We start from the raw sequence: 13,176 nt of genomic DNA on the forward strand, positions 1-13,176 counted from the left end.
GGAATTCGACTAAGCTGGGCAAGTGATTCAGACGAGAATGCCGACTTCCTCAGCTTCCATGAGCCCGAAGGCATTTACACCGGTCAGGCGCAGGCTTTTCATCTCGCCCACCAGCAGTGGGTCGTAATTCGCGACTACGCGGATGTAGTTGGGGGTGAAGCCTTCCATTCGGCCATCGGTGACGTCGTCTTCAAACAGCACATCGGTTTCCAGGCCCAAGTGCTGCTCGTAGAAAAACCGCTTTTTCTTCTCCGATAAGCTGCGCAGCTGGGTGGTGCGCTCGTGCCGCACCCGGTCCTGCACCCGGCCGGGTAGGGTGGGAGCCAGCGTATCGGGCCGCTCCGAGTACGGGAAAACGTGCAAGTAGCTGATGGGTAGCTCGTTCAGGAAGTTGTAAGTATCCAGAAAATCTGCGTCCGTTTCGCCGGGAAAGCCTACAATCACATCTACCCCAATGCAAGCGTGCGGCATTAATTCCTTGATTCGGGCTACCCGGCTAGCGTAGAGCGCCCGCCGGTAGCGGCGCCGCATCAGCCCCAGAATCTTATCCGAACCGCTTTGCAAGGGGATGTGGAAGTGCGGCATGAAGCGTGCCGAAGCAGCTACGGTGTCCAAAATGTCATCGGTGAGCAAGTTGGGCTCGCAACTGCTGACACGGAAGCGCCGAATGCCCGTTACGCCATCTAGGGCGTTCACCAGCTGGGTAAAGTCTTCGCGCCGCTCTCGTTCCGGGCCTTGCAAGCCGAAGTCGCCCAAGTTCACACCAGTCAGCACGATTTCCTTCACGCCAGTTTCGGCCAGTCGCTCCACGCGTTCCACCACGCTGGCGATGCTGCCCGAGCGGCTGCCCCCACGCGCCAGCGGAATGGTGCAGAATGAGCAGGAATAATCGCAGCCGTCCTGTACCTTGAGGAAGGTGCGGGTGCGGTCGCCAAAGGAGTGCGCGGCATGAAACTCCGTCGCCGCCGAAATAGGCGAGGCGTGTACCTGCCCCGGCTGTCCGGCCGCGGGCTTCTTAAAATCGGCGAGAATATCTACCAACTGAAATTTCTCGGCCGCGCCGAGCACGGCACTCACTCCGGGAATTTCCGCAATTTCCTGGGGTTTAAGCTGTGCGTAGCAGCCCACAATGGCCACAAAGGCGTCGGGGTTGTGCTTGAGAGCCTGCTGCACCACCTTCCGGCACTTGCGGTCGGCATGGTCGGTGACAGAGCAGGTATTAATAACGTATAAATCGGCTCCGGCTTCGAAGGAGATTTTCTGAAAGCCTTTATCCTCAAACTGCCGGCCAATAGCCGACGTCTCAGAAAAGTTCAGCTTGCAGCCGAGCGTATAAAAGGCAACTGATTGAGGGGTGGACATAGTCCCACAAAGGTACGGCTACTATGGTTTTTGACGGTGCCATAATCAAGTACTGAGGATATGGATTAAAAACAACTCAAGTTATTTACTTCCGCGCAAAGTCTTCCAGTGAAACCTGTTCCATAGCCTTACCTAATTCCAACTGGTCATCCGTCACGCCTGTGTCGCGGTCCCATACTTTCCGACTCACGTTATCGAACGTGACAACGCCTGCAGGTGATACGACCCCAAACCCATCATTAAAGCAGTAGTAGGCAAAGGGAATAGGTTGCGTAGCCAGGAGGTCGCGGCTCCATACGTAAGAAGTAGCTGGCAGATTAAGCTGGCGCAGCAGCGTGGCCGCCACATCCGTCTGCGAGCCAATGGCCGATACCACCCGGCCGCGGGCTCCAGCACGCAACGCGCCACCTGCCAGCAATAGCGGGATGTGAAATTTTTCGGGGCTTTGGTTGGAGGAGTTGCCGGGTAGGATATGGCCGTGGTCGGCTACCAGTACGAGCAGCGTATGGGCGTACCAAGGCTGCTTTTGGGCCTCCTGCAGAAATTTCCCCAACGTATAATCTGTATAGTAAACGGAATTGCGAAACAGTTCCTCTTCGGCCTTACCCGGGAATTTGGCTTTCATTGGCACCTCGAAAGGCTCGTGGCTGCTCAGCGTAAAAGCCGTGACGAAAAACGGCTGTGGCTGTTGTTGTAAATCGCCCAGCATACGGTCGAAAAGCGCTCCGTCGTGAGCACCCCACTTGGAGTTCTGGTCGGCAGTGGCAAAATTAGTCCGCTCCGTAAACTGCTCGTAGCCGGCTGTTTGTAGGTAGCTTTTCATGTTGGCAAACGCTAACTCACCGCCGTAGTAGTAGTGCGAATGGTAGCCCACCGCCGCCAATGAGCGGCACAGGTGCGGCAGATGTTCCGTTTTACGCGGAAACTTAATGATGCTCGTAGTGGGCTGGTTCGGGTAGCCGGAGAGTAGCGATACGAGCCCTTTCTGGCTACGGTCGCCGGCCGCGTAGATGTTACTAAAGAGAATACCGGTGCGTGCCAAGCTGTCCAGGTTCGGTGTTACGCCTGCCTCCCCACCCACGCAGCCTACTAGCTTGGCCGTGAAGCTTTCGAGGATGATAAACAGAACATTGGGCCGCGTTTCGGTGAGCAGTAGAGTTGTAGAATCGGGCAGCGTGGGGGCGCCCACTGCTCGGGGGTAAATTCCTGCCACCAGCCTTTGGGCCGTGCTATCAGGCATAAAAGGCTGCAATGGCCGCTCATCCGCCCGCAGAATGAGGGCACTCATCAGGTTCCAGGGCGCATTAAGGGCGGCGTGGTTGGCGAAGGCGACGCGGGAAAAATAAACATCGCTCTGATTTATCGGAATCTGCTGGGTGCCACCGCGCAAGGGCACCACCAGCAGCGCTGCGTACAGCAGGCCCGCGAAGGCCGCCCGGCTGCGTCCAAACCAAGCCGGCAGCGGCGCCAGCGGCCCCACTACCTTTTTATACAGCCACCAGCTGCTCACCAGGAACCCCGCCAGCAACAGCAGGAGCAGCAAGATGGGCGCGCTGCCTGCTGAGGCCGCCATTTCCTTGGGCGAATTCAGGTATTGTAGTGGGGTATCATCGAGCCGGAAGCCCCAGGTACGGTACAGCTCTAAATCAGCCGTTATCAAGAAAGCCAAAAACAGGCCCATTGCTATCGAATAGGCACTGATCAGTCCTTGAAGCGGAAGTCGTGGTAACAGGCTGCCAATTATAAAGAGTACGAACGGCAGCAGGCATAGGTATGCCGCCGCCGAAGCGTCCAGGCGCAGGCCATAAGCGAAAGTGCCCAGGATGGTAGCAAACGGCAGCTGGGTGGTCGCGGCATGTTCATATCCTAGAAACAGGGCCCGACTCAGCCCAAAAAACAGCAGCCAGAACAAGAAGTAGCGTGGCTGAAACGCAAAGCGATTTTTCACGTGGTAAAGATAGCCGACTGCTAAGGCTAAGAAAGAGGAGCAGCACTTGCTGCCTGATTATTGATTTTGTAATTTTAAAATGAAATAGTGGGTACTCACTTTAAGGGGGATGTTGCCTAAAAAATACTTTTTATTGAAAAACACCTTTTATTTTGAGGGGTAATGAATGCGAAACTGATTCGTGTTTTATCTTTGCCATAAGTTTAAGAAGTCACCATCTCTAATATTACCCCGCCTGGTTACCAACCCATATGGCCATTCTCCGCTTCAAAGCCCTAGAACTCGTCAATCAGCGTCGCCCCATTACCGTGGAGCCAGCCGCCGCGCGTCGCTCCGACAGCTTTGGTCAGAATGTATTCAATCTAGAAGCCATGCGGGCTACCATGCCCGGCGATTATTTTAAGAAACTCCAGGCGGCTATCAAACAAGGCGCTACCGTGGAGCGCAATGTGGCCGATGCCGTGGCTTCTGCCATGAAAACTTGGGCCATGTCGAAAGGCGCTACCCACTACACCCACTGGTTCCAGCCCCTGACCGGCGCCACCGCCGAAAAGCACGACTCCTTCTTCGACCTGAACTCGGATGGCCGGCCAATTGAAAATTTCAAGGGCTCGGCCTTGGTGCAGCAGGAGCCTGATGCTTCATCGTTCCCTAATGGTGGCATTCGCAACACATTTGAGGCTCGCGGCTACACCGCCTGGGACCCCACTTCGCCGGCGTTCATCATTGAAACGGTAGGAGCTAAAACGCTCTGCATCCCCACAATTTTCGTGGCATACACCGGTGAGGCGCTCGACTACAAGGCGCCGCTGCTGAAGTCGCTGGCCGTGCTGGAGAAAGCCGCAGTTGAAGTTTGCCAGTATTTCGACAAAGATGTTAGCCGCGTAAACACAACGCTCGGTATTGAGCAGGAGTATTTCCTCGTTGACAAAGCCCTGTACGACGCCCGCCCCGACCTCGTGATGACCGGCCGCACGCTGTTTGGCCACTCTCCGGCCAAGGGCCAGCAGCTCGACGACCATTATTTTGGCTCAATTCCGGCCCGCGTGCACGGGTTCATGCTGGAGTTTGAGGAAGAAGCCAACCAGCTTGGCATTCCGTTGCGCACCCGTCATAATGAGGTGGCACCCAATCAGTTTGAGTGCGCTCCAACTTTTGAGGATGCCAACCTGGCCGTGGACCACAACCAGCTACTGATGGATGTGATGGACCGCGTGGCCGAGCGGCACAACTTCAAAGTGCTGCTGCACGAAAAGCCTTTTGCTGGCGTAAACGGCAGCGGCAAGCACAACAACTGGGCAATGAGCACCGACACCGGCGTAAACCTGCTCGCGCCTGGCCGCCGGCCCAAAGAGAACCTGCAATTCCTGGCCTTCTTCATCACTACAATTCAGGCCGTGCACCGCTACGCTGACTTGCTGCGCGCCAGCATTGCTTCGGCTTCAAACGACCACCGGCTCGGAGCCAACGAGGCACCGCCAGCCATCGTCTCGGTCTTCGTAGGCTCGATGCTGGATTCGGTATTGGACGAGCTGGAGCGGACGGCCAAGCTGCCACTCGACAAGGGCGACAACATTTACCTCAAGCTGGGTATCGACAAGATTCCCGCGATTCTGCTCGACAACACCGACCGTAACCGGACTTCGCCTTTCGCGTTCACCGGCAACAAGTTCGAGCTGCGTGCCGTGGGTTCTTCGGCTAACTGCTCTTCAGCCATGACGGTCCTCAATACCATCGTTGCCGATCAGCTCATCGACTTCAAGCAGTCAGTTGACGCCCTCATCAACCAAGGCAAAAAGAAGGAAGTGGCCATCGTGGAGGTGCTGCGTGAGTATGTAATCAGCTCCAAAAACATCCGCTTTGAAGGCAATGGCTATTCCGACGAGTGGAAGCAGGAGGCTGCCCGGCGCGGCCTCAGCAACATTGCCACCACGCCCCAGGCGCTGGACGCGCTGGTTCGTGAAGACGCGGCCGAGCTGTTTGCCCGCCACGGCATCTTCTCGGAAGTGGAACTGCATGCCCGCCACGAAATCCTGTTGGAAGAATACCAGAAAAAAATTCAGATTGAGAGCCGCGTATTGGGTGATTTGGCCGTAAACCACGTTATCCCGACTGCGCTGGCCTACCAAACCAAACTGGTGAACAACGTGCGTGGCCTGCGCGAACTCGGCCTCGACGATGAGCACAGCCAAGTGACGGTAGACATGATTAAAGACATCTCACGCTACGTTTCGATCATCAAAACAAACGTTGATGAAATGACAGAAGCACGTAAGCAAGCTAATAAAATCGAAGATGCCCGCGAGTTGGCGGTAGCGTACTGCGATGAGATTAAACCAAAATTCGACCCCATCCGCCGCGCTGTTGACAAGCTGGAGCGGATGGTGGCCGACGAGGACTGGCCTTTGGTGAAGTACCGCGAACTTTTGTTCAGCCGGTAGTCGTCAAAGGACGGAATCGGGTCCGGTGTTGGGTGGGAATTCTCGCCGCGCCCCGGTTTTGAAAGAGGTACCTCAGTGGGGTGCCTTTTTTTGTTTGCAATCCGCAAACGATTGCGGTACCGTAGTACAACGAAAAATTAGTCTATTGACTGAGCTACTGATTTCTGGCCTGCTTGGGGCGCTTGGGCTGCGCGCTGGCTGGGGCGGCTAGTAGTAAGGGCAGTCGGGGCGCGAGGGCGTCTTCTTCGTCATCGACTACCTCTACTCCGCTGCCAGGGTCGGGGACCAGCATCTTCCAAGTGGCATGGCGTAGCTCATCCAGTTTATCCAAGGCGTCGCTGACGGTGGCATTGGTCTTTAGCTTATCAAAGAAGCCGCTTTTGTTGCCCACGGCTATCAGTTTCTCGATAACAAAGGGCAGCACCCAGCCTACTACATTGGACGCCAATGCCCCACGCAGGCCCAAGCGCATGAGCAGGCGTACGGTCATCTGTTCCACCAGCAGGGCCCGCGCCGCGGGCAGGGCTTTGTCGGCTAGGAAATCGGCAACCAGCTTCAGGTTGCCTTTTTCCACCTCAGCCCGAAGCACGTCCTGAACTGAATCAAGGGCGCGGGCGGCCAGCTGGCGAAACAGGCGGCCGGTTTGCCAAGCTGCTAACCCAGTGAGGCGAGCGGCTCCGATGAGGGTGGGCATGAAGCGTGGCTTTTTCATGAAACCGGGGAAGACGGGAGGCTAATGTGCCCGCAAAGGAACGCACGGCCTGTCGAATGGGTTAAATTCCTCAAGAGGTAATGAATAAAAGCAGTATTGTCATTTTCAGTCTGCGGACCGTAGAATCACAATCCCGTCGTGTTTTACTTATTAATTTTACGCCCCTAGGTCGCGCTTTTTCCGGAAACATGTCTGATTTGCTGCTGGATATAAATTTACAACAACTACCAGATGACTATCTCGGGGGAGAATGGCAGGTGGCCAGCCGCGTCCTGAACCGCAATGACCCCGCCAGCCCTTTGGCGCAAGCTACCCGCGTGATACTGAAGCCTGGCCAAGTGGAAACCCAAGCGTCCGGCGTTGGAGTCGGCCAAACTGGTAACTGGGAAGTGATGCGTGATGAGATACTGAACCGTCCTTATCTCAGCTTTAATTTACCCAACGAAGCCACCCGCGCCCTAGTAACGCGTCTGCGCCGCTCAGCCGATGGCGCGCGAAGCCAACTCAACCTGTATTTCGCCTCGGGCATGGAAATGCAGCTCAACCGCGCCTGATTTTAACTAATTTGGAATCTTAAAGTCACTTAGTACTCCGTGAGCACTTTGCCGTCCGTCCCTTCGCTGCCTGTCTCCTCCGAAAATGGCTTAGTAGGCCCCGAACAATTTGCCTTTCTGGCTGACCTCATTCCGCAATTAGTCTGGATAACTGACCCCACCGGGTTTCATACTTATTTCAATCAGCGCTGGATTGATTTTACGGGCTACACCCTAGCCGACAGTGTGGGACCGGACATGTGGAACAACCTGTTGCACCCCGACGACCGCGCCCGGGCCCGCGAAATCTGGGGACATTCGCTGGCTACCGGCGATTACTACCGTATCGAGTACCGTTTCAAAGCCAAGAACGGTTCGTACCGCTGGTTTTTGGGGCAGGCCCTGCCGCGCCGGGGCCACGATGGTGAAATCATCGCCTGGTTCGGCACTTGCACCGATATTCAGGAGCAACGTGAACTGCGTGAGCAACTTGAAGCTGCGTATTCTGACTTAGAAGCCAAAGTGATATTCCGTACCCTGGATTTAGAGCGCGAAGTGCAGTCGCTCAAGCAGCAGTTGGGTGAAAAGTAATATGCAAAACTTTTTCGGACATTAACGGAAGTGATTCTTGACGAACGTTTCTGTCAGTTACCGGGAAATTAGAAAGCTGGTCGCATATTGACTGGATAGTAATACAAGAGAAAGGAAAGTCCTGCTGACGTGCAGCTGGCTTCTATTCCTGTCAGGAAGCTAGGNGCGAAGTCGAGCATCTCTACCGCATGACTGATTTTAGCGGTGGCAGTAAGGATGCTCGACTTCGCTCAGCAGGACGCTCTGCTGACGTGCAGCTGGCTTCTATTCCTGTCAGGAAGCTAGGCGCGTTTCCATTTAATACTGCATCCGATGGCTTTGGTCGAATTAGTCGTGGCGGGCTTGCCGGCCAGGATTTCGGCCATAGCATTTTCTACATATTTCGTTTTCACCAGTTTGGCGTCTTCAGAATTGTCGTCGATGGCGCCGATGTAAGACACTACGAAATCATTGCCCCGGCGCGTGAGCACGTAGAGGTGGGGCGTGCGGGTGGCGCCGTAGGTTTTGGCTACTTGCTGACTTTCGTCCTGTAGATAGGGGAAGGCGTATTTTTTGGTTTGCATGGCGGCGTAGGAGTCGCCGGGTACCACGGCCGGGTCGTTCGGGTTGATGGCTACCACGGGGTAGCCTTGCGGGGCGTATTTCTGATTCAGGGCAATGATGCGGCTCTCGTAAGCTTGCGCGTAGGGGCAAGTGTTGCAGGTGAACACGACGATATAGCCTTTGGCGGTCTTATTATCGGCCAGCGACACCATTTTGCCGTCGATGTTCTTCAGCTTGAAGTCGGCGGCTTTGTCGCCTACCTGATAGCCGTCGGCGGTGGGGCGGAGCGTAAAGCTGCTCAGCAGTAAGGCAAAGCAGAGCGTGAGAAGTGGAAGGACCTTTTGCATGGTATTGATTTTGAAAGTTGGTGAAAAATGTACTGCTACAAAAACTTCTTCAGCGCCGCCGTCAGTTCGACTTGCGAAAGCTCTTGCTCGAAGGTTGCGCGGCGCTTGGTTTTGTTGTTGACAATGAGGGTGAAGGGGAGGGCACCGGACCACTTCGCATCTATCTTGCCCAGCCAGTCGTTGGGGTCCGGTTCGTTGAGGAGGACCACTTCCGATTTTAGCCCGCGTTGCTGCACGAAGGGCTTCACCTTCTTCTCGAGCTGTGAGGCGTAGTCCAGGCTTACCAAAAGTACTTTCACTTTTTTCTTAGCATAAAGGGTCCTGATTTGCTCAAAATGGGGCAGTTCCTTCACGCAGGGCGCGCACCAAGTTGCCCAGAAATTAACGACATAAGTTGTGTCAGTAGGCTGGGTAAAGCGCTTTTGCAGTTCCGGAAACTTGATGACGGATACTCGCTGCGCAAAGGCCGGCGCGGCGGAGAGCAAGCCGCTGCCAAGCAAGAAGGCTTTCAGGGGAAGCATGTTGAGGAACAGTTAAATTATTTAACGCAGGTGGAAAGAGCGGCAATTTCTCATTGAATAACCGGAACCGCATAGACCTAACAACAGTACCAATTAAAGGTCAGCAGATTTAATGAACGAGTCGCTAGTTTGAATGCAATGCAGAGCGGTTTCGTACTCAATATGTGGAGGCAGTAGTGCGAACTACAGAGTTCACGCTACTTTATCCTACAAAATGCGGCCAAGGGCAGCGCGCCATCTGCTACAGACAGCGAAGGTTGGGCAGAAGTTGCGGTGCAGGGTAGGAGAAAGCCTGCCCAGAACGGCTTTACCTTTGTACGACGGCGCAACTTTCGCCTTTCGACCATAGTTTTTGGGTTATGAATAAAACGTATTGTCCCAGCCTGACCGAATACAAGCGTCGCGTGGCTCGTGTAGTCAACATTGGGGGCCTGCCAATGGGTGGGAACCACCCCATTCGCGTGCAGAGCATGACCACCATAGACACAATGGATACCCTTGGCTCTGTCGAGCAGACGTTGCGTATGGTGGAGGCCGGCTGCGAATACGTGCGCATCACGGCACCCAGCATGAAAGAGGCTCAGAACTTGCTGGAAATCAAGAAGGAACTGCGCAAGCGCGGCTGCAACGTGCCGCTCATCGCCGACATTCACTTCACGCCTAATGCTGCCGAGCTGGCCGCCCGCATCGTGGAGAAAGTGCGCGTGAACCCTGGTAATTACGCCGACAAAAAGAAATTCGAGGAAATTGAATACACCGACGCCACTTACGCGGCTGAGGTAGAACGCATTCGCGAGCGGTTCCGGCCGCTGGTGCAGATCTGCAAGCAGTACGGCACGGCCATGCGCATCGGCACGAACCACGGCTCGCTGTCCGACCGCATCCTGAGCCGGTATGGCGACACACCGCTGGGCATGGTGGAGTCGGCCCTGGAGTTTCTGCGCCTCTGTGAAGAAGAAAATTACTACGACGTGGTGCTGAGCATGAAGGCCAGCAACACCCAAGTGATGGTGCAGGCTTACCGTCTGCTGGTGCAGAAGCTCGACGAAGAAGGCCTGCAGCCCTACCCGTTGCACCTGGGCGTGACCGAAGCCGGCGAAGCCGAAGACGGCCGCATTAAGTCGGCTGTGGGCATCGGTACGCTGCTCGAAGATGGCCTCGGCGATACCGTGCGCGTGAGCCTCACCGAAGCGCCCGAGGCCGAAGCCCCGGTGGCCCGTATGCTGATTGACCGCTATACCAACCGCGCCGCCGAGGCCCGGTCAATTAAGCTCCTAGTGGGCGAGGTGCCTATTAATCCGTTTCAGTATTACCGCCGCGCCACGCACGAAGTCGCCAACTTTGGCGGTCAGAACGTGCCGCGGGTTATTGCGGATTTATCGCGGCTGCCGCGCCTGGAGTACGGCGACTTGCGTGCCGCCGGGCACCTGTATTCGCCGTTTCTGGACAAATTTCAAATGTCGGACCTCGGGGCTGATTACATCTACAGCGGCGAGCGGCCGGTGCCGTTCATGCTGCCCAACGGCCTGAAGGAAATCGTGACCCACAGCGCTTGGCTCGATGCCGGGCAGCGCCCCGACCACTTCCCGCTGATGACGCCCGACACGTATCTGAAAGATTTGCCCAAGCGCCACTCGGAGCTTAATTTCCTGCTGGTAGAACTGGACGCGCTGGATGCGGACCTGTTTCGGCACCTGCAGACTGACCGTACCGTGGTGCTGGTGCTGAGCACCTCTAATGCCCACGCGATGCCGGAGCTCCGTCGGGCCTTTTTTGAGCTTCTGAACAACGGGGTGACCAGCCCCGTCGTGATTCTGCGGACTTACACCGTGGACAACCCCGCCCAAACCCAGCTGGACGCTGCCACCGACGTGGGCGGCTTGCTGATTGACGGCTTGGGTGACGGCATTGTATTGTGTACTGATCTGCTGCCCAATCAGGAGCAGGAAAACTGGCTCCGCGACATCGACGTGCTCAACCAGCTGTCGTTTGGCATTCTACAAGCGGCTCGCACCCGCATGAGCAAGACGGAATATATCAGCTGCCCCAGCTGCGGCCGCACGCTCTTCGATTTGCAGGAAACCACGGCTATGATTCGCAAGCGCACCGACCACCTCAAGGGGATTAAAATCGGCATCATGGGCTGCATCGTGAACGGTCCCGGCGAAATGGCCGATGCCGACTACGGCTACGTGGGCGTGGGCAAGGGTAAAATTTCGCTCTATCGCGGCCAGAAAGTCATCAAGAAATCCGTGCCCGAAGAGGCCGCCGTGGACGAATTAATCGAGCTGATGCGTGAAGATGGAAGGTGGATTGAAAAGGAACTGGTTGAGGAGCCGGTGGGGGCATAATCCCATTGATATGAAAGTTCAACTTTTTGCCGGCTTAACTTACTTAGGTTTAGTTGAATCAAAAATCATTGATGATTCAATGGGAGTTGCAGGAGGGTTATTGGAGCCAACAGCTGCTTACTACAATGACTTTCAGTATTTTTTCCAGGCTCACACAGAAAAACCTGATTGGGCACGATTAGCGAATCTTGAATTAAAAGAAGTGTCAGACGCCGGCGAGGTCCTTCACTGCTGCGGTGGCATTTGCGTGGTTGATGTCGAGAAGTATGATGAAATAGAGGTTGAATTTTGCGGAATAGGCCAAGGATATAATAGATAGGCTGCGAAAGGAGGAAGAGAAGTAGTGACCTTATGCCCTGTAGTCTACTTGCACTTCTCCTTCCGCCGCGTGTCAATAACGTGCGCTATTTTCCAGCCATCGGTCAGCTTCACCAACTGAAACGAGTTGTAGCCGCAGTGGCTGAATTTGCTGCCCAGATAAAACTCGTACGGAGTCCAGACACTCGCCAAAGTAGCGTCAATTAATACCTGCTCGAACTGCACCCGCTCGTCCCAGACCTCAGCGTGCGGCGTGCCCACGGCTTTCAGAAAGCCATTGATATTCTGAGTTTGCAAAGCAGGCGGTTGGCCGGGCTTGCCACCAATACCGTGGAAAACGGCACCGGGAGCCAGCGTGCGGCGTACCATGGTGCTGTCGCCGCGCCGCATTCCCTCGAAAAACGTGGTAACCGTTTGCTTGACGGCTTGATTTTCGGCGTTGGTGGTTTGGGCCTGGGCGACAGTACTTGCGCCAAGTAAGAGAAAGAGCAGCGGGGAGAGAGTCGAAGTTTTCTTCATTGGGAAGTGGAGTAATGACTGCTAAAGGCAATGAGCGTTTGGCTAGGTTGCGCGCCTGGCGGATTTAGCAGTGAGCGTAGCTTTGCCATCGCATGCAAACTACTCATTTCACCAGTTCTCAGGCCCAGCAGTTGCAGGCAGATGGCTTTGTCATTCTGCCCAGTCTTTATCAGCCCGATGAAATAGCGGCGCTACTGCAATGCGTGGAGAAGGCGCCACCTAGTGGCCCCAATTTCCGGCGTAGCCAGGAGGTATTTGCCATTCGTAACTTGCTGGGCGAGGTGCCGGGCCTGTGGACACTGCTGAATACCACGCCGCTGCGCACGCTGCTAAACCAGCTTTTTCCGCAGGGCTGCCACGTCGTGAAGGCTATTTATTTCGATAAGCCTCCATTGTCAAACTGGCTGGTAGCCTGGCATCAGGATCTGATGATAAACGTGGACCGCCGGGCCGAGCTACCCGGTTTTGGGCCGTGGACCAGCAAGCCGGAAGGAGTCTCAGTGCAGCCGCCCGTGGCGGTGCTGGAAGATGTGTGCACCATTCGCATTCACCTCGACGACTGCGATGCCAGCAACGGCGCGCTAAAAGTGGTGCCAGGCTCACACCAGAGCGGAGTGGTGCCAATGGCCGACATTGCCGCCCATACGCGAGACGTTACCGTCTGCGCCGTGCCAGCGGGCGGGGCCATGCTGATGAAGCCGCTGCTGCTCCACGCCTCCAACCGCAGCACCAGCGCCCGGCCGCGGCGGGTGGTGCATCTGGAGTTTGCCGCGGCTGAATTACCGGAAGGCTTGCAATGGCGCGAGCGGCGGTAAGCGCAGGTTGGCTACGGCTTGTCTGATAGGTAACTCTGAGTAGCTTGTTGATATCAGCTACGTTATGTACGGTTTTAAATTTGAGAATTAAGGAATAATTCGCTGGAGGATAATTTACTGGATTGATAAAGAAGCAAGTAAAAGCTTGGTCTATTTAGCTCTCTGACATGAATAA

Annotated in this window: 12 protein-coding genes; 6 read left to right on the forward strand and 6 right to left on the reverse strand. The window is 55.5% G+C overall.

Annotation, left to right across the window (positions count from 1 at the left end; translation table 11 throughout):
• Positions 1-27: 27 nt before the first annotated feature.
• The gene (mtaB, locus tag WX88_RS00375) at positions 28-1,362 is read right to left on the reverse strand and encodes a tRNA (N(6)-L-threonylcarbamoyladenosine(37)-C(2))-methylthiotransferase MtaB (RefSeq protein ID WP_046242348.1); all 1,335 of its coding nucleotides are present in this window, start codon (positions 1,360-1,362) and stop codon (positions 28-30) included.
• A gap of 85 nt (positions 1,363-1,447) precedes the next feature.
• Positions 1,448-3,310 (reverse strand): LTA synthase family protein, encoded by a 1,863-nt coding sequence (locus WX88_RS00380; RefSeq protein WP_046242349.1) that lies wholly within the window; start codon positions 3,308-3,310, stop codon positions 1,448-1,450.
• A gap of 251 nt (positions 3,311-3,561) precedes the next feature.
• On the opposite strand from WX88_RS00380, the gene WX88_RS00385 reads away from it, so the two are divergent.
• Positions 3,562-5,751 carry a glutamine synthetase III family protein gene (locus tag WX88_RS00385; protein ID WP_046242350.1) on the forward strand — a complete coding sequence of 730 codons (2,190 nt, stop codon included), beginning with the start codon at positions 3,562-3,564 and terminating at the stop codon, positions 5,749-5,751.
• Between the two features lie 154 nt (positions 5,752-5,905).
• Here WX88_RS00385 and WX88_RS00390 read toward each other — a convergent pair whose 3' ends face one another.
• Positions 5,906-6,463 (reverse strand): hypothetical protein, encoded by a 558-nt coding sequence (locus WX88_RS00390; RefSeq protein WP_046242351.1) that lies wholly within the window; start codon positions 6,461-6,463, stop codon positions 5,906-5,908.
• 188 nt (positions 6,464-6,651) lie between these two features.
• On the opposite strand from WX88_RS00390, the gene WX88_RS00395 reads away from it, so the two are divergent.
• Complete coding sequence (locus tag WX88_RS00395) at positions 6,652-7,017, forward strand: hypothetical protein (RefSeq protein ID WP_046242352.1); 366 nt, start codon at positions 6,652-6,654, stop codon at positions 7,015-7,017.
• Positions 7,018-7,056: 39 nt separating this feature from the next.
• A complete protein-coding gene (locus WX88_RS00400) occupies positions 7,057-7,587 on the forward strand; it encodes a PAS domain-containing protein (RefSeq protein ID WP_046242353.1) in 531 nt (176 codons plus the stop codon).
• Between the two features lie 281 nt (positions 7,588-7,868).
• On the opposite strand, the gene WX88_RS00405 is transcribed toward WX88_RS00400, so the two are convergent.
• Both WX88_RS00405 and WX88_RS00410 read right to left on the reverse strand, forming a co-directional pair.
• On the reverse strand, positions 7,869-8,477 hold the full coding sequence (locus tag WX88_RS00405) for a thioredoxin family protein (RefSeq protein WP_046242354.1): 609 nt from the start codon (positions 8,475-8,477) through the stop codon (positions 7,869-7,871).
• 35 nt (positions 8,478-8,512) lie between these two features.
• Positions 8,513-8,998, reverse strand: coding sequence for a TlpA disulfide reductase family protein (locus WX88_RS00410; protein WP_046242355.1), 486 nt, complete (start codon positions 8,996-8,998; stop codon positions 8,513-8,515).
• Between the two features lie 359 nt (positions 8,999-9,357).
• Here WX88_RS00410 and ispG point away from each other — a divergent pair, with 359 nt between their 5' ends.
• Positions 9,358-11,349 carry a (E)-4-hydroxy-3-methylbut-2-enyl-diphosphate synthase gene (gene ispG, locus WX88_RS00415; RefSeq protein ID WP_046242356.1) on the forward strand — a complete coding sequence of 664 codons (1,992 nt, stop codon included), beginning with the start codon at positions 9,358-9,360 and terminating at the stop codon, positions 11,347-11,349.
• A gap of 10 nt (positions 11,350-11,359) precedes the next feature.
• Positions 11,360-11,668 (forward strand): hypothetical protein, encoded by a 309-nt coding sequence (locus tag WX88_RS29785; RefSeq protein ID WP_156175864.1) that lies wholly within the window; start codon positions 11,360-11,362, stop codon positions 11,666-11,668.
• A 44-nt stretch (positions 11,669-11,712) separates the two neighbouring features.
• Here WX88_RS29785 and WX88_RS00420 read toward each other — a convergent pair whose 3' ends face one another.
• The gene (locus WX88_RS00420; RefSeq protein WP_046242357.1) at positions 11,713-12,186 is read right to left on the reverse strand and encodes a nuclear transport factor 2 family protein; all 474 of its coding nucleotides are present in this window, start codon (positions 12,184-12,186) and stop codon (positions 11,713-11,715) included.
• 92 nt (positions 12,187-12,278) lie between these two features.
• Between WX88_RS00420 and WX88_RS00425 the strand changes: the two genes are divergently transcribed.
• The gene (locus WX88_RS00425; RefSeq protein WP_046242358.1) at positions 12,279-13,001 is read left to right on the forward strand and encodes a phytanoyl-CoA dioxygenase family protein; all 723 of its coding nucleotides are present in this window, start codon (positions 12,279-12,281) and stop codon (positions 12,999-13,001) included.
• Positions 13,002-13,176 lie beyond the last annotated feature (175 nt).

Source organism: Hymenobacter terrenus (assembly GCF_000972495.1).
Taxonomy (GTDB): domain Bacteria; phylum Bacteroidota; class Bacteroidia; order Cytophagales; family Hymenobacteraceae; genus Hymenobacter; species Hymenobacter terrenus.

Excerpts from the sequence above, each read along its gene's own strand:
- WX88_RS00405 (WP_046242354.1), bottom strand. The coding sequence starts at position 8,477 with ATGCAAAAGGTCCTTCCACTTCTCACGCTCTGCTTTGCCTTACTGCTG.
- ispG (WP_046242356.1), top strand. The coding sequence starts at position 9,358 with ATGAATAAAACGTATTGTCCCAGCCTGACCGAATACAAGCGTCGCGTG.
- mtaB (WP_046242348.1), bottom strand. The coding sequence starts at position 1,362 with ATGTCCACCCCTCAATCAGTTGCCTTTTATACGCTCGGCTGCAAGCTG.
- WX88_RS29785 (WP_156175864.1), top strand. The coding sequence starts at position 11,360 with ATGAAAGTTCAACTTTTTGCCGGCTTAACTTACTTAGGTTTAGTTGAA.
- WX88_RS00410 (WP_046242355.1), bottom strand. The coding sequence starts at position 8,998 with ATGCTTCCCCTGAAAGCCTTCTTGCTTGGCAGCGGCTTGCTCTCCGCC.
- WX88_RS00385 (WP_046242350.1), top strand. The coding sequence starts at position 3,562 with ATGGCCATTCTCCGCTTCAAAGCCCTAGAACTCGTCAATCAGCGTCGC.
- WX88_RS00425 (WP_046242358.1), top strand. The coding sequence starts at position 12,279 with ATGCAAACTACTCATTTCACCAGTTCTCAGGCCCAGCAGTTGCAGGCA.
- WX88_RS00395 (WP_046242352.1), top strand. The coding sequence starts at position 6,652 with ATGTCTGATTTGCTGCTGGATATAAATTTACAACAACTACCAGATGAC.
- WX88_RS00420 (WP_046242357.1), bottom strand. The coding sequence starts at position 12,186 with ATGAAGAAAACTTCGACTCTCTCCCCGCTGCTCTTTCTCTTACTTGGC.
- WX88_RS00390 (WP_046242351.1), bottom strand. The coding sequence starts at position 6,463 with ATGAAAAAGCCACGCTTCATGCCCACCCTCATCGGAGCCGCTCGCCTC.